Genomic DNA, 17,231 nt, shown 5'->3' with positions numbered 1-17,231 from the left:
GGCACTACCAGTGCATAACAGTTTATGATATAAGATATGAGAAAACAACTAATCGATTTTTTACGAGGGCTTAAAAACCTTTTAAAGGAGAAATTTCACAATTCAAACCCTAAATGGCCTTACATTATCACTGCTTTTCTATCAACTATTTTAGTGGTTGTATCCATCATTTTATTTGTGAAATTCACTCATGGAATGATGTCCGAACTGTTTGAGAGTTACGACAAATCCATAAGCGAGTACGTCTGGACTCATAAATCAGCACTTCTTACAAATTATATGGTAGCAGTAACCGAAATTGGCGATGTTATAGGCTACGGGATAGTATTTGGCCTATTAATAGTTGTTTTTTTGGTTGTATTTAAACATTGGAAATATATAGCACAACTTGGTCTGGTATTGATTTTGGCGCTTAGTTCCAATGTTTTATTAAAGGAAATCATCAATAGGTCAAGGCCTTTGGGAGAGCACATGGTTACGGTAAAGACTCTTAGTTATCCGAGCGGACATGCCATGGTTTCAATGGCATTTTATGGTTTTCTAATTTACCTAATAGCCTATTTTAAAATGAACAAAGTTTTAAAAGTTTGTCTAATCACTATTTTGACGATTTTGATATTAAGCATTGGCATAAGTCGAATTTATTTAGGTGTACATTACCCATCAGATGTATTGGGTGGTTATATTGCGGGAATTATGTGGGTAACGTTTTGTGTTCTGATTTTCAATCTTGTAAAGATATTTAGGAGAGATCCTGAAACCTGATTATTTTTAAAGGGGGAGAGATTAACTTCGTTGTTCTCTAGTGATTCCAAAGTTGCAAATACAACTGCCTGTGTTTTCAACACAGATGCCTTTAAACACAAAAACCCAAACAAGTAAACTTGATGGGTTTTTCTATTTTAAGTCACAACGCAGTTGTGAGTGTCGTGGAGTCGGAGAGAATCGAACTCTCGTCCAAACAAGTAACCAAAGAGCTTTCTACACGTTTATTCTTTTCTTATTTTTTCGATTGCAAGCTGGTTAAAGACAACCTACTTACAACTTAGCTTCTAAATCTCGAAAGGGCATCAAAGCACTGCCCAATCTTAGTCAATTTTTACGATGCCTCTAAAAAGAACGCCACTGACTAGGGCTTTCTGGAGACATTTAGCCTTCCTGCCTCGCAGGAATAAGCACGAATCTTACTATAATTCAGATTATGCAGCTAAAGCGTAGTTATTCTCGCCGTTTAAAAATTTGGTTCAGCCTTTTACGTGTTTCAAAACCATTACACGACGTGCTTACCATTTAATTAATCTCGCTGTCAAAACCAGTCGACCCCTTAAATGATAGTTTCTTAAGGCACTTCTAATGTGTCATAAGAAGTGCGAAATTACTAAAATTATTAACTCAAAAGCCATACCAAACTTTATTTATCAGTTTGTTAAGAAAAAATGTCAGATTAAAGTTTTAATTTCAGTCGAAACCAATAAAAAATGATACAAAAAGGAACCAAAGTAAAATGGAAATGGGGAAATGGCACTGCCCATGGCACAGTCATTGAAACCCACACAGAAGAAGTTACAAAAACCATAAAAGGAAACGAAGTAACTAGGAAAGGAAAATCTGGTAATAAAGCGCTTTATATAGAACAGGAAGATGGAGATACGGTCTTAAAAAGTGAGAGTGAAGTCGAGCGAGCGGATTGATTTGTAAACGGTTTTAATTAACGTTATTTTTGGCAAAATTTTAAGCCCAATGAAATTCGCCATTATAAAAGAACGTAAAAACCCGCCAGACAGACGTGTGGTATTCTCTCCTGAAACTTTAGCAGAAGCCAGAAAACGTTTTCCGGATGCAGAATTTGTGGTTGAATCGTCAGATATTAGAGTGTTTCCTGATCAAGCTTACGCTAAGCTAGGCTTTGAAGTCACTGATGATGTCTCTGATGCCGATGTAATGATTGGTGTTAAGGAAGTTCCGATTGAAAATTTAATTCCAAATAAAAAATACTTCTATTTTTCTCATACCATAAAAAAGCAGCCTTATAATAGAAAGCTTCTCTTGGCTATGCTCGAAAAAAATATTGAAATGTTTGACCATGAAACTATTGTGAATGATAAAGGGTTTAGACTAATAGGTTTTGGTCGCTATGCTGGTTTGGTAGGTGCTTATAATGGTTTTAGAGCTTTAGGTTTAAGAGATGGATTGTTTAATTTGCCAAAGGTAGAAACGCTGGCAGATCTAAACGAAGTCAAAGCTGAGTTGGATAAAATCACGATTCCGAATATCAAAATTTTATTGACTGGAACAGGGAAAGTAGCTCATGGAGCCAAAGAAATTTTAGATCATTTGGGTATTAAGGAAATCAGTGATGCGCTCTATTTAACGTCGCAGTTCACAGAGCCCGTTTACGTTATGGCGGACGTTATGGAATATGCCAAACGCAAAGACGGTAAAGTAGGCGACAAGTGGGAATTCTACAAAGACCCAACAGGCTATGAAAGTAATTTTATGCCTTATGCCAAAGAAACCGATTATTTTATAGCAGGTCATTTCTACGGAAACAATGCACCATATTTGTTTACCAGAGAAGATGCCAAACATCCTGATTTTAAAATCAACCTAGTAGCGGATATTTCCTGTGATATTGATGGTCCTGTGGCTAGTACGATTCGTCCTTCAACTATTGCAGAGCCTTTTTATGGTTATGATCCAAAAACAGAACAAGAGGTTGCTTTTGATGCTAAGGATGCCATCACAGTTATGGCAGTGGATAATTTACCATGCGAATTACCAAAGGATGCGAGTGAAGGTTTTGGTGAAACATTTGTAGAACACGTTATCCCTGCATTTTTTAATAATGACCAAGAAGGTATTTTAAAGCGTGCTAGGATTACTACTGAAGAGGGTAAACTGACAGAACGTTTTTCTTATCTTCAGGATTATGTGGATGGTGAGTCATAGAAATTATTAAACATCCAATAACCAACTGCTAAAAAAGTTCCAAAACCTAGTGTAAACAACCAAGCATCTGCATGTTGAAACGGTGCTACAAGTATATTAAAAACATCAGCAATTAATACCTGCGGATTACTTATAATCTCCCAAGAGTTGTAACGTAAAAAACGACCTAAATATACTCCAAAGCCGCACAGAAATAAAATGAATAATGTCGAGGTAATTATAGGAACTTTCTTAAAGTGCTTTGCAATCAATTTTTGCATATCCAATATAGAAAGGTAGAAGAGGAGCAGACCACTTAAGGCAAACGACAACACCACCAAAACATCGAGCCATAATAACGCATCGTTACCAATCCTAATATGAATTAAGTCAGTAACTATATAAGGAGCATTTGGTAAAAACGCCAGCCAAACTAAAAACCATAACCCAAGTTTTAGTTTGCTTATTGCTGGTTTTGAGTTTAAATACATTGTTATAGTATATGGAATAATTGCAAGAAAAATATTCCAAACCAAAAAAAGGTAAAAGAATGATTGATTCAGCTTTATTCGTATCATAAGCACAATGATGCTAAAAGTTAACGCAACTGTAACTAAGGATAGCGTTTTAAACTTTGACTGTATGAGTGTTTTTATTGTTTGCATAATGTTCTATAATTAATACTGAGATAATTCCGAGTGTATAGGCAACTAAATCACTAAATTGAAACGTGCTTCCCAAAATGAGTTTAGCAGCAACACTATCTTGTAAATTAAAGTAGGTTAAGAATGGTGTGAGCTGAAGCAACTCAATACTATAGGCAATTAAGAGGACGACCAAAGCTGAGGCCCTCACACTCAGATTGGTGCATCCTCTAAAAATTGCATACAGTAAAATGACCACCAGATAATCGCCAAAGGTGTAGCGAATAAATCCGGTTTTTATAATAAAGGCGATAGCCAATTCTATGAGAAATAAAGAATGTGCTAAGACCAGATAGTTTTTGTTGAATTGTAGCTTCATTGTATTTTTATTTTTTCTCCTAAAAATTTTGGTTGAACGTTAAATACTAAATCCAGACTAGCTTTTGAACGCGCCATATATTCTCTAAAATGTGATTTGTAAACTTCTCTGGCATTAAAACCAACGGCTTTTATACCAAAGTGGTTGGCGATGTAAATAGCACGTTGATTATGGAATTTTTGAGAAATGAACGTAATCGATGTTTGCCCAAATATTTCTTTGGCCCTTACCACAGAATCCAAGGTTCTAAACCCAGCATAGTCTAAGAAGATTCTATTGGCGGGAATTCCTCTTGCAATTAAATCATTCTTAAAGTCCGAAGGTTCATCATAATCTTTTCTGCTATTGTCTCCACTTACTAAGATGTATTCAATTTTTCCAGCTTTGTAAAGTTTTACTGTGGCATCAATTCTGTATTTATAAAATAGATTAATGTTGCCACTTGCTGCGTATTTTCCTGTGCCAAGAAGTAGACCGACTTTATTCTTAGGTATAGCGTCAACATTATCATAGACCAAATGTTTTGTTCTAAAACCCATCCAATGGTAGGTAGCAAAAACACCAATGCCAATTAGTACTAAAAGCAATATTATAATTTTTAGTTTTTTCATCATCATATTATAATTAATAGGTTGTTCATGGTAGTTGGGTAGGATTTGGTTCATCGGCAAAATTTTTGTTCTTTTTTAAGCTTGATTTTATTTCACTTTTCCAGATTAATAAAGCTGTTAGGTAAACTGAAGAGAAATAATAAATGGCGACAGGATGATTATCGACCTTTAGTATTAACGCTATACATATTGCAGACAAAATGATAATGTAGTATGGAAAGCACACTTTAAAAACATGCTGCTTATCCACAGGTCTTCGGTAAGACCAAAAAACACAAGAAATGCTTAGTCTAACTATCGTAAATGTCATTAATCCTATAAAAAGGAATCCAAAAATCACTAAAGCTATCATTTACTTAGTGTCTATTTTTAAGTTGTCATACTGTAGTTCTTGCCATGAATTGGTGCTCAATTCATAGACATATCTATTGTATTTTTCTTCAATTTTTTGAATGGAGTCGCTACCCATTGGTGTGTTGTCGATTTTTTCTTTTAATAGCAATGTATTGTTGTTAGACAGCTCAATGAGGTAGTTAAAATCCATGGACTTCGCGTAATTAAAATTGTAATTGGTAATGTGATAATCCCAATTGACCATACTTGCTACAATAAGTACTACAAAAGCTGCTTTTGTGTTTAAACGCAATAGATACCAAATGTTCTTAATCTTATCAATTTTAACAAGTGTGGTAATAAGGCCTGTAACGGCCAGTGTGAGATATACAAGGACACCAATGCGCTTATAGGTCAGCCCAAAGTAGTAGATGTATTGTCCGTTTTTTATGGCAATGGTTAGCACAAGCATTACGTTGAGCATAATCCATGTAAAAGCCAATCGTTTAAGCGTACTATTTTCCTTATAGAAATTGAGGTCGCCTCTAAATACGTAGAGTAGAATGATTATGGCAATGACAATAGAAGCTATTAAGGCGTTGATTCCGCTATGAACTTGAGAAGAGAACAACGACGCTCTAATATCCATATTGGTAAGAATAAATGTGATATCAGTAATCAGAAATACGACAATTAGAATATTCAATAAGGAAATGAGAATAATGCCCAATTGATTTTCCTGTTTTAACTTCGGAATTGAAAATTTGTTTGTTTTTTCTAAGGTGTTTCCCGTTTGTAAATCGAGTTCCGTTGCAGGTTCAACTTCGATGGGTTTATGGATATTTGAAAGCAAGTAATAACCTAAACCTGCCAAAAGCAACCATTGCAAATTGATGAAGCTGAAATCAATTTTATCTATCAGATTGTTAAATACTGGGTTACCATTTTGATAAAGTAATATAAATAGGATGACTATAACTGCAGGAACAAAAATGAGCTTAGCCCAATGTGCATAATCAATGTCTTTTTTAGGTTCTACTGCTTGTGTAGTTTCATTTAATGAGAAATTTCGATGGAACCAACCAGCAATAGTGGTGTAAAAGCCATTGAGCCAATTGACATAGATAGATGATTTATGCTCGGACAATAATCCAATTAAGGTAAAAAATGCCACAAAATTTGCAATAATGGACAATAAGGAATCATGAAAGAAAACCGCCAATCCAGTAGCTAAATATAAGCTGCTATAAAGAAGCGTCCTTTTACTTTTAAAATCTTCTTTGTTGTTTGCGAACAGCACGACTATAGTAATTAAGCTGAATAAAAATAAATTCAGCCCAATACTCTTGCCATAGAATAGCGTGCTGAATAATAGGGCTCCGATAAATAATATTAATTTTTTCATATTGTGGGGTTTATAAAGTACTTTGTTTTTCAAAGTAAGTAGTTAAAAAAATAGATTTATGTAATGTTCATACGTTTAATATCCTGTTTGTAAGCTGATGGCAATAAAATTTCTTTTATCATCCAATCAAGCTTTATGCTTCTAAATAGTTTATACACTGAAATCATTGGTGTTAATAATGACGTTTTTCTCAAATTGAGTAGTTCCCTTACCGAATCTGGTAACAACAAAATCTGTGATTCGAGTAATAGGCGATACCTTACGAAGCCTAAATGTTTTCTATATTGTTTATATAGATCTTTAGTTAAATTTCCATTGTCTAGGTTCTCTTCCAAATGTTTCTTTCTGGTAATTTGAAACTCGGAATAGGTGAGTGGCAGATTCTTAATTCCCATCCGTTGACCAACGCGATTGAATACATCTAACACTTCTTGTTTCTCTTCAATTGACAACGGTTGTTGTAGCAATTCATGTGAACGAATAGAATAATCAATCAGCATAAACAACACATCTTTATAAGCCCATTCCGGAATGTTTTGCCCTCTACTTTTCTCCACAGCTCCATGTATAGCATTAATAGTATCAATAGCTTTTAAAGCAGAAGTTTCTTCTGAAAATACTATTGCTCTGGCATAGTTTACCGTTGAAAACAATCGACCTAAAGGATCCTTGGGCAACTTGCCAGTAAAATATAGCCAGTCTACAGCTTTGTTGAGCGCAAATTCAGCAGATGCACCAGCAAAGACCAGTAAAATGGTATCGCTTGTGCCCCAAATTTGACGGACTATAGAATCTTTATGTACAAACTGACTCATTTTTATTTTAGGTCTTTTTTATTAATTTTTCGAGGGCTTCAATGTGTTTTTTAAATTCGGCTTTACCGAGTTTAGTGGCACTGTATCTTGTATTTGGTTTTCTGCCTATAAATTGTTTTTCAACCAAGATGTATTCTGCTTTTTCTAGAGCTTTGGTGTGGCTTGCCAAATTGCCGTCCGTAGCTCCCAGCAATTCCTTCAAGGTATTAAAATCGGCATACTCGTTTACCATAAGCACAGACATGATACCTAGCCGTATCCTATGGTCAAAAAGTTTGTTTATGTTGGTGATTATGCTCAAATTTCAGTATTCAGTATTCAGTATTCAGTATTCAGTATTCAGTATTCAGTATTCAGTGTTCAGTATTTGCTTTGCGTCTTTTGCGAGAAATTTATCTCCTATCATATTTAAAATGCATCCAAGTGCCATAAACTATATGCATAATTCCAAAACCAATGACCCATAGCCAGAAGCCATAACCAGGATAATAACTCGCTATAAGTCCTAAAATAATTTGAATATATCCCAAATATTTAATGTCACCAATACTGTATTTTGATGCACTAACCAAAGCCAGTCCATAAAAAATAAGCATCAATCCTCCTGTTTGTCCATAACGACCTTGATTTAAAATAATAAAGCAATAAACACCACCAACAAGAAGCGGTATCAAAAAGTTAAAGAGCAATCTGCGAGACGAACTATCCCATATTTTTTCATTGTTCTTTTTAGCTTTTCTGGTAGTAAGGATAATTCCTGTAAGTGCACTTAATAAAGCAACTAAAAGAAGAATAGACATGCAGGTCCAAAATACCCAACCATGAAAAATATACAATTTACCATCACTGTAAGTGTCAACCAGCCAATAGGCAACGGCCGCACCAATTAAAGCATAGATGCCAGCCAATACACCAGACAAGCCACTTAATGAAATAAAACGAGATGATTTATTCATTAAATTCTTAATCTCGCTGATGTCCTTTAGATATTCTTCGTTGCTCATAATAAAAAGTACTTTGAAATACAAAGTAAAGTATTTTATTTCAATTGAACAAAACTATTTTAGAAGATATTAACTAAATTTATGTTTTTAAGAATAAAAATTTAGAACGTTATGATAGAATTACTTTTAGCCATTGCAAACCTTGCTGGCGGCATACTACTCGGACTCGCTACACTTGATAAATGGGATGGTGAAAGCAATTTTTTTAATAAAATCGCAGGCTTTTTAGCACCGTTTCAGACTGCTATTGGTCTTGGTTTAATCATTCTTGCTATTCTTGAGTTTTGGGATGGGCTATTATTTAATATTGCAAGTATTCTAGGTGGCATATTGTTATTAACCCACGCTTTTGGTAAAGTGCCAGCATTAGAAACAAGTTTGAGAAAGTTATCTGCCAAGTTAATGCCTTTTAAAGCTATTATTGGAATTGGGTTAATAGTGATTGGTGTTATTCAATTGTTTTAGATGATTTTAAAGGAGAGACAGGCGTCATAATCAACATAAATGATTAACTCTTTACCATTTTTGTAGTTATATGGTATTTCTGCAATTTGTTTATCCCCTTTTTTAATGAATGTAATTGGCTCGAGGTTTAAAGAGGAATTGGTAAATTGATAATAATAAACTCTATCTGTATCTACCGAATCGAATGAGATTTGAATAGTTCGATTTGATTTAACCGTTCCTTTCATTTTTGATAACTCCAAACCTGAATTATAAAATCCTGGATGGATTATTGGTGAATAGAAAAAAGCTAAGCTTGATATTGGTTTTTCTAGTAACTGCCATTTTTTATCATCTGGAAAATGACTCCATACTAAATACTCGGGTTTTATTAAAAAATATGCATCGTTAAATTCAAAGTGATCCTGTCTATTTTCTTCATTTCCAGTTGACCAAGTTGCATCAATAAGTTGCCACTTCTCATCCAAATAAACAGCATTCCATGCGTGATTTTCTTCATTTTTAACCTTGCCAATTTCCCTAATATCTGTTTTGGCATAGCCATCAATCACTTCACACTTAATTTCTATTTTATCTAAAACATATTTTAATAATTGGGCATAACCTTCGCAGACTGCCTTTTTCTCTTTGAGAACATTTTCTGCATATTCTAGCTGAATTTTTTCAAGTTCACTATCATCACTATAATGATATCCTCTAATTCTGACGCTATTGGCACTTTTATAGTCATAGATGATGTTATTAGAAATCCAATAATAGGCTGCTCTGGTTTTTCCCAAATCCGTATTGAAATCAGAATCAATTTTGTCAGCAAAACTTTCTATCGACTTAAAATCTTTTGGGTAGTTTTTTACTATAGAATCAACTTTCGAATAATCTTGAGCGAAACTAATCTGAAGCAAAAATAAAAATAGGGTTAGTAAAAATGTTTTCATATGACTAAATTAGTCAAAAATTATTCCAGTTTTGAATCCAGCTGAAGCCTATATATTAAAACAACCAGAGCCATATAAATCCATACTGCTTCAGTTGCAAAGCATTGTTGAGTCTATCGCTCCAAATTCTGAATTATTATTTAAATGGAGATTGCCGTTTTATTATTGTAGTGGTATTCCGTTATGTTATTTCAACCAATCTAAAGATTATGTAGATCTAGCGTTTTGGCATGGTGAACGCTTTGAAAAGTTTAAAGAACATTACGTTTCGGAAAACCGCAAAACAGTAATGTCGTTGCGCTACAGATCTGTTGAAGACATTGATGATGAGGTTGTCGTTTATGTGATTGAACAACTATTGGCTATTAATACCAATCCTTTTAAGCTGATTTTAAAACCTAATCGCTCTAAAAAGTAGCAACAAGTTTTCTAATAGCCACCAAATTACTCAATAAGCCTTCTAAATTATCTAAATGTAGCATATTAGCACCATCGCTTTTGGCGTTAGCCGGATCAAAATGCGTTTCAATAAACAGACCATCTACATTATTAACGACTCCTGCTCTTGCAATAGTTTCAATCATGTCTGGTCGTCCACCAGTAACACCAATACTTTGGTTAGGTTGTTGTAAAGAGTGAGTGACATCTAAAACCGTAGGAGCGTATTGACGCATTGTTGGGATGCCGCGAAAATCCACAATCATGTCTTGGTAACCAAACATCGTCCCTCTATCGGTAATCCAAGCTTTATCGTTGCCTGCATCTTTTACTTTTTGCACAGCATGTTTCATAGCTTCAGGGCTCATAAACTGCCCTTTTTTAAGGTTGACGACTTTTCCGGTTTCGGCCGCTGCAACAACCAAATCAGTTTGCCTAACCAAAAATGCAGGAATCTGCAATACGTCTACATATTCTGCAGCCATGGCCGCATCAGAAGCTTCATGAATATCGGTAACGGTGGGCACATCAAAAGTTTCGGAAACTTTTCTGAGAATTTTTAAAGCTTTTTCATTGCCGATGCCTGTAAAACTGTCAATTCGACTTCTGTTTGCCTTTTTAAAGCTGCCTTTAAATACATAAGGAATTTCAAGTTTGTCAGTTATGGAAACGACTTTTTCAGCAATACGAAGTGCCATATCTTCACCTTCAATGGCGCAAGGACCACAAAGCAAAAAGAAATTATCGGATTCGGTGTGTTTTAATTTCGGAATAGTTATCAAAGCTTAGAGACTTAATATTAAGTCGCAAAGATAGTATTAAAATACCTTTTTTATACTGTTTCTAATAATCCAAAGCGACATTACAAAGTTTCCAATAACTAAAGCTCCGCCATAAAATAATAAGCGTTTGGCTGACTCAGACCAATTGACAATGTTGAGCAAATTAGACAAGTATGCTAATATGAGGTATGATGATAGACAAACAAAAACAATACCTAACGAAAAATTAAGGTTTCTGTTTGGCTTTATCAATTGCCATAAAAAAGGAATGCCAAATAGTAATATTGGATATGCTGAAATACCTTCACTTCTATTTATGTACGTAAACCAATAGGCTATTACCGATATAAAATATAGATAAGGTATAAATTTGGTGTATTTGCTAATTGTATTCATCTGTCTTTTATTTAAATCAGATTGTCTGCCGACAAGCTGGTGTAAATAGCCCAATTAGCGGTTGTTTAGTTGTGGGAAGGCTTTTTACTATTAATCAATCTTATAACTAAAATTACGAATAGAAATTGCATTTGGATTAAATAATAACATAATATTAACGAAGTGAGGATAATAAGGTGTACCTTTGCGCGCTTAAAATTTTGCGCCAATTATGAACAAGATTAAAAATATTGCAATCATTGCACACGTCGATCACGGCAAGACCACTTTGGTAGATAAGATTATGTACCATTGCCAACTTTTCCGTGAAAATGAGAATACAGGAGACTTAATTCTAGATAATAATGATTTAGAACGTGAGCGTGGTATTACAATTACTTCGAAGAACGTTTCTGTAGTCTATAAAGACACAAAAATTAATATTATAGATACACCTGGTCACGCGGATTTTGGAGGTGAAGTAGAACGTGTTTTAAACATGGCTGATGGTGTCTTACTTTTGGTGGATGCTTTTGAAGGTCCTATGCCACAAACGCGTTTTGTTTTGCAGAAAGCTATTGACTTAGGGTTAAAGCCATGCGTTGTCATCAATAAAGTAGATAAGGAAAATTGTACACCAGATGAGGTACATGAAAAGGTTTTTGATCTTATGTTTGAGCTTGGTGCAGAAGAATGGCAACTGGATTTTCCTACCGTTTATGGTTCTGCAAAGAACAATTGGATGAGTGAGGATTGGCAAGATGAAACTGACAACATCGAGCCATTATTGGATATGGTTATAGAACATATTCCTGAGCCTAAAATTGAAGAAGGAACAACCCAAATGTTGATTACATCTTTGGATTTCTCTTCATTTACCGGAAGAATTGCAATCGGTCGTTTAACGCGCGGCAATTTAAAGGCTAATCAGCAGATCTCATTAGTAAAAAGAGATGGCTCGATTGTGAAAAGTAGGATTAAAGAACTACATACGTTTGAAGGCTTAGGGCGTAAAAAAGTAGATGAGGTACGAACTGGAGATATCTGTGCTATAGTTGGACTTGAGGGTTTTGAAATAGGTGATACCGTTGCCGATTTAGAAAATCCTGAAGGGTTAAAAACCATAGCGATTGATGAACCTACAATGAGCATGTTATTTACCATTAATGATTCGCCTTTCTTTGGTAAGGATGGTAAGTTTGTAACCTCCCGTCATATTAAAGAACGCTTAACCAAAGAGCTAGAAAAGAACTTAGCATTGCGTGTTGAAGAAACCGATAGTGCAGATAAGTTTATGGTTTTTGGCCGTGGTGTATTGCATTTATCTGTTTTAATCGAAACGATGCGTCGTGAAGGTTATGAATTACAAATAGGTCAGCCACAAGTAATCATCAAGGAAATTGACGGTGTAAAATGTGAACCTTTTGAAGAGATGACTATTGATTTGCCAGAAACAGTTTCTGGTAAAGCTATTGAAATGGTTACGATGCGAAAAGGGGAGATGATAAGTATGGAAGCCAAAGGTGACCGTATGGTTTGTCAGTTTATTGTACCTTCTAGAGGTATTATTGGATTACGTAATCAATTGTTAACTGCAACTGCTGGTGAAGCTATTATGGCACACCGTTTCAAAGAATATCAACCGTTAAAAGGTGGTATTCCGGAACGTCAAAACGGATCTTTAGTTTCAATGGAAAACGGTCAAGCTATTCCTTATTCGATTGATAAATTACAAGACCGAGGCAAGTTTTTCGTTGATCCAGGTGAAGATATTTATGAAGGTCAGGTGATTGGTGAAAATTCTCGTGGTGACGATATGGTAGTTAATGTTACAAAAACCAAAAAGTTGAGTAATGTACGTTCTTCTGGTGCAGATGATAAGGCTAAAATTGTACCTGCAATTAAGTTTTCATTAGAAGAAGCTTTAGAATATATCCAAAAGGATGAATATGTTGAGGTGACGCCAAACCACTTGAGATTACGTAAAATATTATTGAAGGAAGTAGATCGTAAACGTAACAAATCGATTTAACTTTCGAAAAAAGTAACATATAGAAAATAAAGAGAAATGCTTTGCGGTATTTCTCTTTTTTTATTTCTCTAATTTTGATAGTAAATAAACTTAAATGAAGTTTTTAGATAGATTTTTAAGAGATTGGCGAATTAAAAAAACTGAACCTTATGTAGAGCAAGGTGATAAAGTTTTAGACATTGGGTGTTTTGACGTAACTTTATTTGAAAAATTATCAATGAAGCCCATCGGAGAAAGTCTAGGTTTAGACCCTTTGCTAAAAAGGACAATAACTGGTAAAAACTATGTGTTGTTAAAGGGTGAATTTCCTGAAGATTTGCCTAAAGGGAAAAAGTTTAATTGTATTACAATGTTGGCCGTGTTAGAACATATTCCAAAAGAAGAACAATCTAAGTTAAGTAACTATTGTTATAAGTATTTAGAATCTAAAGGACGTATTATTATTACCGTGCCTTCTCCATTTGTAGATCATATCCTTTGGGTTTTATCTAAACTGAGATTAATTGATGGCATGTCTCTAGAGGAACATTATGGATTTAAGGCAAAAGACACACCCAAACTGTTTGACAAAAATCAATTTAAATTATTGAACCATCGCACATTTCAACTTGGTTTAAATAATTTGTTTGTTTTTGAGAAAATAGGCTAATCGTTATTTTTTTAAGCCTAAGACACTAAAAAACAAACTAAACAGAATGGTTTGAATACCGATTTGTAGCAAAGTTATTGCAGGTATAATAATTCGTAAGGTTGTACTCGTATCCAATGATCCATAATTTGTATCACTCCAAACGGACAAGCCTTTAAAGCTCAAAAACAGACCAATAAGCAGAAGGCAAAAACCGATAAGTAAACCTTTCTCAAGGTTAATGATTTTAAAAAGTTTGTTATAACGTTTAGACTTCGGTAACAACTCATTTTCTACAGCAAAAATCTTGGTTAGACCATAAAATATAATGAATTGAAAACCTACCAATAGAAATGCAGATGTATATAATAATGTGTGTACGTCTAGTGTAATTCCACTAAACTCTAAAGGATTTATGATGAGTAATATTGATAAGATCGAACCAATTAAAGCCAATAGAATTCCAGGATAGAGAAAAAGCCAATTAGGTGCATAAAGCATTAAAAAACGCAAATGTCTCCAACCATCGCTCCATGTTTTTAAATGTGGTTTTCGGCTTCGTCCATCTTTTTTTAGTGTTGTTGGTACTTCGGTAATTGATAAATCGTTCAATCTAGATTTTACTACCATTTCTGAAGCAAACTCCATTCCAGAAGTTTTCAAATTCATTTTATTGTATGCAGCTTTTGAAAAACCTCTTAAGCCACAATGAAAATCATTGATTTTTATTTTAAAGAACAATTTTCCGATAAATGACAATACAGGATTGCCAAGATATTTGTGCAAAAAAGGCATGGCATCCTTTTCTATACCGCCTTTAAAGCGATTGCCCATTACTAAATCAAATCCGTTACGCAATTCTTTGAGGAAGGGCATAAGGTTACTGAAATCATAACTATCGTCTGCGTCTCCCATAATGATATAAGTTCCGCTAGCAGCTTCAATACCTGTTTTTAATGCGCTTCCATAACCTTTTTGTGCGGCGTGTATAACTTTAGCATTTAGATCTTCAGCAATAGCAATAGAACCATCTGTACTACCATTATCTGCAATAACAATTTCTCCATTAATATCATTGGCCTTGAAAAATAATTGCACTTTTTTTATGCAAGTAGCTAAGGTTTCTGCCTCATTAAGGCATGGCATTACTATTGAAAGCTCAGGATTTTTGATCACGTTTAGTAAGGTTGTAGATGCTAATAAACAACAAAAATATTAAAGCATAATTATAAAACAGATAGCGTTGAATGGAATGTACTGCAAAAGCAATAAACATAGCGTTAGATAGAATTAGAGACGTTAAAAGAAATATGATGGCATATTTCTTTCTAGGGTTAAGAAATGTTTTTATAAGGCTATAAAAAAACATTATAACTACAAACCAAAGCAATAATTGGGATTTAAAACCATATGTAAGGTTTGCGTAAAATAATTTCAACCACTCCTTAAAGTTGTTTAAAATTAAAACCTTGGTAAATGCTTTACAGGCTTCTTCAGTTTTAAAAAAGGAATAAGCAGATTTTTTGCTCGTATGCCAGTTTTTAATTTTTGGCTGATTAAAATAGTACGATGTACCTATTACCCTAACGGTTTGATTACATATTTTAGGCAAATTATCATGAAAAAATTTATAAGATTCTTGCGTAGAGTAATCTGGTTTTGGCAATAGATCCTTATGTGCCAAAGTATCGTAACTTGTATTTAAAATTACCTGATAGTCTTTGTTTTTGAAGAGTTTGTAATCGTCTTTGTCCGAAAGATAAATCGGTGCTGTAGAAGCGCTAGTATATCCTAGAGGTGTAGGTTTAAAGAACCCATCTTTAAGTTTGTGGTATGTTCTTTCGGTAAGGCTGGCAATGAGGATTACACTACAAAACATTAGAACATTTACATGATGTTTTTTTTGGAATATTTCTTTTCTATACATCAAAAAATAAGTACCAGCGAAAATAAGCGTGGAAATAATGAATTGACTTCTAATGGAAACCAGAAGGAGATAAGTAATTAAATAATACTTAAAATAATGACCCTTTTTGTTAAATAGAACTTCCATACCTAATGCTATGAATAAAAGGTATAGTCCATATCCTAAACCTTCGGAACACAGGTTGTTGGCAATGCTCAATGGTGGAAAAAAGGGAAAGAGCAATATGATGAGTAAGGGAAACTTTAAAAGATTATTGAGTTGAAATAGTCTAGAGATTCTTGTGAAAAAATAGTGGACACCAAAAAGACTGAATACGGTATGAAATACAACAACGGCAACATCAAAATAAGTTCCAAAAACGGTATTAAAAGCCTTAAAAAAAATCACATAGCCCATTTGCCTAAAGGGCATCGAATTTAGATAGCTGTAGGTGTCTGGTGAATATATAGGTTTATTTAGTACACAAAAAAGGAAAACACAAAAGTAAATAACTAATAAAAAAATAGATTTCTTTGATAGATACAAATACTTATGTTGCCTCATTATTTAGTTGTACGATTCAAATTTAAAAATCAGTGATTTCCCTAATTTTATAAGGACGCGTGTTTTGAGTTTCGTAATAAGTGCGCATTTGTAAATCTATCGCAATACCTGTTGTAAATAGCTGTACACCAACGAGTAGAAAAATAACTCCTAAAATAAGTAGAGGTCTATCTCCAATATCATTTCCAAGTATTTTTTCAACCAATAAGTAAATATTGATAATTACTCCAACTGAAAAAAAGAATATCCCAATGTTGCCCAATAAATACAATGGTTTCTGAAGATAATTGCGTTGAAACAATATTAGTAGGATATCATTTACCACTTTAAAGGTTCTTCCTAAGCCATATTTAGATTTACCATGAACCCTATGGTGATGTCTCACGTTTATTTCACCGACTCTCGCACCATTGAGGTAAGCGAGCAAACCAATAAATCGGTGCATTTCGCCATAGAGATTCAATTCTTTGGCAATGTCTTTTTTAAAAACCTTTAGAGCACAGCCATGGTCTTTAATACTTAGCTTAGTGGCTTTTCTGATTAAAAAATTGGCGATTTTTGAAGGTAGTTTTTTTGCAAAATTATCTTTTCGCTTGTTGCGGATTCCAACAACAACGTCCCAGTTTTCATCTCGTAGTTTTTTAAGCATGGGCAAAATATCCCTTGGGTCGTTTTGTAAATCGCCATCAAGCGTAATTATAAAATCACCTTTTGCATAATCAATACCAGCAGCCATTGCTGAACTTTGGCCATAATTTTTGCGGAGTTCTATAAGTTTAACATTGGGATGACTTGTTTTTTTTATTTGGTTCACAGTTTTATCTGTTGAAAAGTCATCTACCAAAATAATTTCAAATTTATGATCTACTAATGCCTCATCAATATTTTTTAATAGTTGTGTTATATTGTCCTCTTCATTAAAGAGAGGAATTACTAAAGACAAAAAAGCATCTTGAAAATTCATAATTACACTTATATTACAAAGCT

Annotated in this window: 20 protein-coding genes and 1 other RNA gene; 7 read left to right on the top strand and 14 right to left on the bottom strand. The window is 34.0% G+C overall.

Annotated elements, in window-relative coordinates; genetic code table 11:
- Positions 1–36: 36 nt before the first annotated feature.
- Positions 37–765 carry a phosphatase PAP2 family protein gene (locus tag ACQ65V_RS01485; protein WP_430466610.1) on the top strand — a complete coding sequence of 243 codons (729 nt, stop codon included), beginning with the start codon at positions 37–39 and terminating at the stop codon, positions 763–765.
- A 162-nt stretch (positions 766–927) separates the two neighbouring features.
- Here the strand turns inward: ACQ65V_RS01485 and ssrA are convergent.
- Positions 928–1,324, bottom strand: a transfer-messenger RNA (tmRNA) gene (gene ssrA / locus ACQ65V_RS01480).
- A 154-nt stretch (positions 1,325–1,478) separates the two neighbouring features.
- Between ssrA and ACQ65V_RS01475 the strand changes: the two genes are divergently transcribed.
- Entirely contained in the window at positions 1,479–1,691 is a 213-nt protein-coding gene (locus ACQ65V_RS01475) for a DUF2945 domain-containing protein (protein ID WP_412560165.1), read from the top strand.
- A gap of 49 nt (positions 1,692–1,740) precedes the next feature.
- Positions 1,741–2,949 (top strand): NAD(P)-dependent oxidoreductase, encoded by a 1,209-nt coding sequence (locus tag ACQ65V_RS01470; RefSeq protein WP_430466609.1) that lies wholly within the window; start codon positions 1,741–1,743, stop codon positions 2,947–2,949.
- On the opposite strand, the gene ACQ65V_RS01465 is transcribed toward ACQ65V_RS01470, so the two are convergent.
- From ACQ65V_RS01465 to ACQ65V_RS01435, 7 genes are all read right to left on the bottom strand, one after another.
- Positions 2,928–3,506: a DUF1361 domain-containing protein gene (locus ACQ65V_RS01465; RefSeq protein WP_430466608.1), complete on the bottom strand. Its 579-nt coding sequence runs from the start codon at positions 3,504–3,506 to the stop codon at positions 2,928–2,930. The two genes, ACQ65V_RS01470 and ACQ65V_RS01465, sit on opposite strands and share 22 nt — an antisense overlap.
- Before the next feature lie 49 nt (positions 3,507–3,555).
- On the bottom strand, positions 3,556–3,951 hold the full coding sequence (locus tag ACQ65V_RS01460; RefSeq protein ID WP_430466607.1) for a DUF2809 domain-containing protein: 396 nt from the start codon (positions 3,949–3,951) through the stop codon (positions 3,556–3,558).
- Positions 3,948–4,616, bottom strand: coding sequence for a SanA/YdcF family protein (locus ACQ65V_RS01455; protein WP_430466606.1), 669 nt, complete (start codon positions 4,614–4,616; stop codon positions 3,948–3,950). The genes ACQ65V_RS01460 and ACQ65V_RS01455 overlap by 4 nt, the downstream gene beginning before the upstream one ends.
- A gap of 298 nt (positions 4,617–4,914) precedes the next feature.
- Positions 4,915–6,300 (bottom strand): DUF4153 domain-containing protein, encoded by a 1,386-nt coding sequence (locus ACQ65V_RS01450; protein WP_430466605.1) that lies wholly within the window; start codon positions 6,298–6,300, stop codon positions 4,915–4,917.
- A 56-nt stretch (positions 6,301–6,356) separates the two neighbouring features.
- A complete protein-coding gene (locus ACQ65V_RS01445) occupies positions 6,357–7,115 on the bottom strand; it encodes an oxygenase MpaB family protein (protein ID WP_430466604.1) in 759 nt (252 codons plus the stop codon).
- A 7-nt stretch (positions 7,116–7,122) separates the two neighbouring features.
- Positions 7,123–7,416, bottom strand: coding sequence for a winged helix-turn-helix domain-containing protein (locus tag ACQ65V_RS01440; protein ID WP_430466603.1), 294 nt, complete (start codon positions 7,414–7,416; stop codon positions 7,123–7,125).
- A 91-nt stretch (positions 7,417–7,507) separates the two neighbouring features.
- Positions 7,508–8,119 carry a hypothetical protein gene (locus ACQ65V_RS01435; protein WP_430466602.1) on the bottom strand — a complete coding sequence of 204 codons (612 nt, stop codon included), beginning with the start codon at positions 8,117–8,119 and terminating at the stop codon, positions 7,508–7,510.
- A 111-nt stretch (positions 8,120–8,230) separates the two neighbouring features.
- Between ACQ65V_RS01435 and ACQ65V_RS01430 the strand changes: the two genes are divergently transcribed.
- Entirely contained in the window at positions 8,231–8,584 is a 354-nt protein-coding gene (locus ACQ65V_RS01430) for a hypothetical protein (RefSeq protein ID WP_155088556.1), read from the top strand.
- Here the strand turns inward: ACQ65V_RS01430 and ACQ65V_RS01425 are convergent.
- Positions 8,581–9,519 (bottom strand): transglutaminase domain-containing protein, encoded by a 939-nt coding sequence (locus tag ACQ65V_RS01425; protein WP_430466601.1) that lies wholly within the window; start codon positions 9,517–9,519, stop codon positions 8,581–8,583. The two genes, ACQ65V_RS01430 and ACQ65V_RS01425, sit on opposite strands and share 4 nt — an antisense overlap.
- A gap of 31 nt (positions 9,520–9,550) precedes the next feature.
- Between ACQ65V_RS01425 and ACQ65V_RS01420 the strand changes: the two genes are divergently transcribed.
- Entirely contained in the window at positions 9,551–9,937 is a 387-nt protein-coding gene (locus ACQ65V_RS01420; RefSeq protein WP_430466600.1) for a DUF1801 domain-containing protein, read from the top strand.
- Here the strand turns inward: ACQ65V_RS01420 and kdsA are convergent.
- Positions 9,927–10,730, bottom strand: coding sequence for a 3-deoxy-8-phosphooctulonate synthase (gene kdsA / locus ACQ65V_RS01415; RefSeq protein ID WP_430468605.1), 804 nt, complete (start codon positions 10,728–10,730; stop codon positions 9,927–9,929). The genes ACQ65V_RS01420 and kdsA overlap by 11 nt on opposite strands.
- 45 nt (positions 10,731–10,775) lie before the next feature.
- Positions 10,776–11,135 carry a hypothetical protein gene (locus ACQ65V_RS01410; protein ID WP_155088559.1) on the bottom strand — a complete coding sequence of 120 codons (360 nt, stop codon included), beginning with the start codon at positions 11,133–11,135 and terminating at the stop codon, positions 10,776–10,778.
- 211 nt (positions 11,136–11,346) lie between these two features.
- On the opposite strand from ACQ65V_RS01410, the gene typA reads away from it, so the two are divergent.
- Both typA and ACQ65V_RS01400 read left to right on the top strand, forming a co-directional pair.
- Positions 11,347–13,146 (top strand): translational GTPase TypA, encoded by a 1,800-nt coding sequence (typA, locus tag ACQ65V_RS01405; RefSeq protein ID WP_412560175.1) that lies wholly within the window; start codon positions 11,347–11,349, stop codon positions 13,144–13,146.
- A gap of 94 nt (positions 13,147–13,240) precedes the next feature.
- On the top strand, positions 13,241–13,795 hold the full coding sequence (locus tag ACQ65V_RS01400; RefSeq protein WP_430466599.1) for a methyltransferase domain-containing protein: 555 nt from the start codon (positions 13,241–13,243) through the stop codon (positions 13,793–13,795).
- A gap of 3 nt (positions 13,796–13,798) precedes the next feature.
- On the opposite strand, the gene ACQ65V_RS01395 is transcribed toward ACQ65V_RS01400, so the two are convergent.
- From ACQ65V_RS01395 to ACQ65V_RS01385, 3 genes are all read right to left on the bottom strand, one after another.
- Complete coding sequence (locus tag ACQ65V_RS01395) at positions 13,799–14,950, bottom strand: glycosyltransferase family 2 protein (RefSeq protein ID WP_430466598.1); 1,152 nt, start codon at positions 14,948–14,950, stop codon at positions 13,799–13,801.
- Positions 14,934–16,088 (bottom strand): hypothetical protein, encoded by a 1,155-nt coding sequence (locus ACQ65V_RS01390; protein ID WP_430466597.1) that lies wholly within the window; start codon positions 16,086–16,088, stop codon positions 14,934–14,936. The genes ACQ65V_RS01395 and ACQ65V_RS01390 overlap by 17 nt, the downstream gene beginning before the upstream one ends.
- A gap of 178 nt (positions 16,089–16,266) precedes the next feature.
- On the bottom strand, positions 16,267–17,208 hold the full coding sequence (locus tag ACQ65V_RS01385; RefSeq protein ID WP_273291953.1) for a glycosyltransferase family 2 protein: 942 nt from the start codon (positions 17,206–17,208) through the stop codon (positions 16,267–16,269).
- Positions 17,209–17,231 lie beyond the last annotated feature (23 nt).

It is taken from the genome of Winogradskyella ouciana, from assembly GCF_965284585.1.
Taxonomy (GTDB): Bacteria; Bacteroidota; Bacteroidia; order Flavobacteriales; family Flavobacteriaceae; genus Winogradskyella; species Winogradskyella ouciana.
This window is presented reverse-complemented; position numbering and strand designations above follow the sequence as displayed.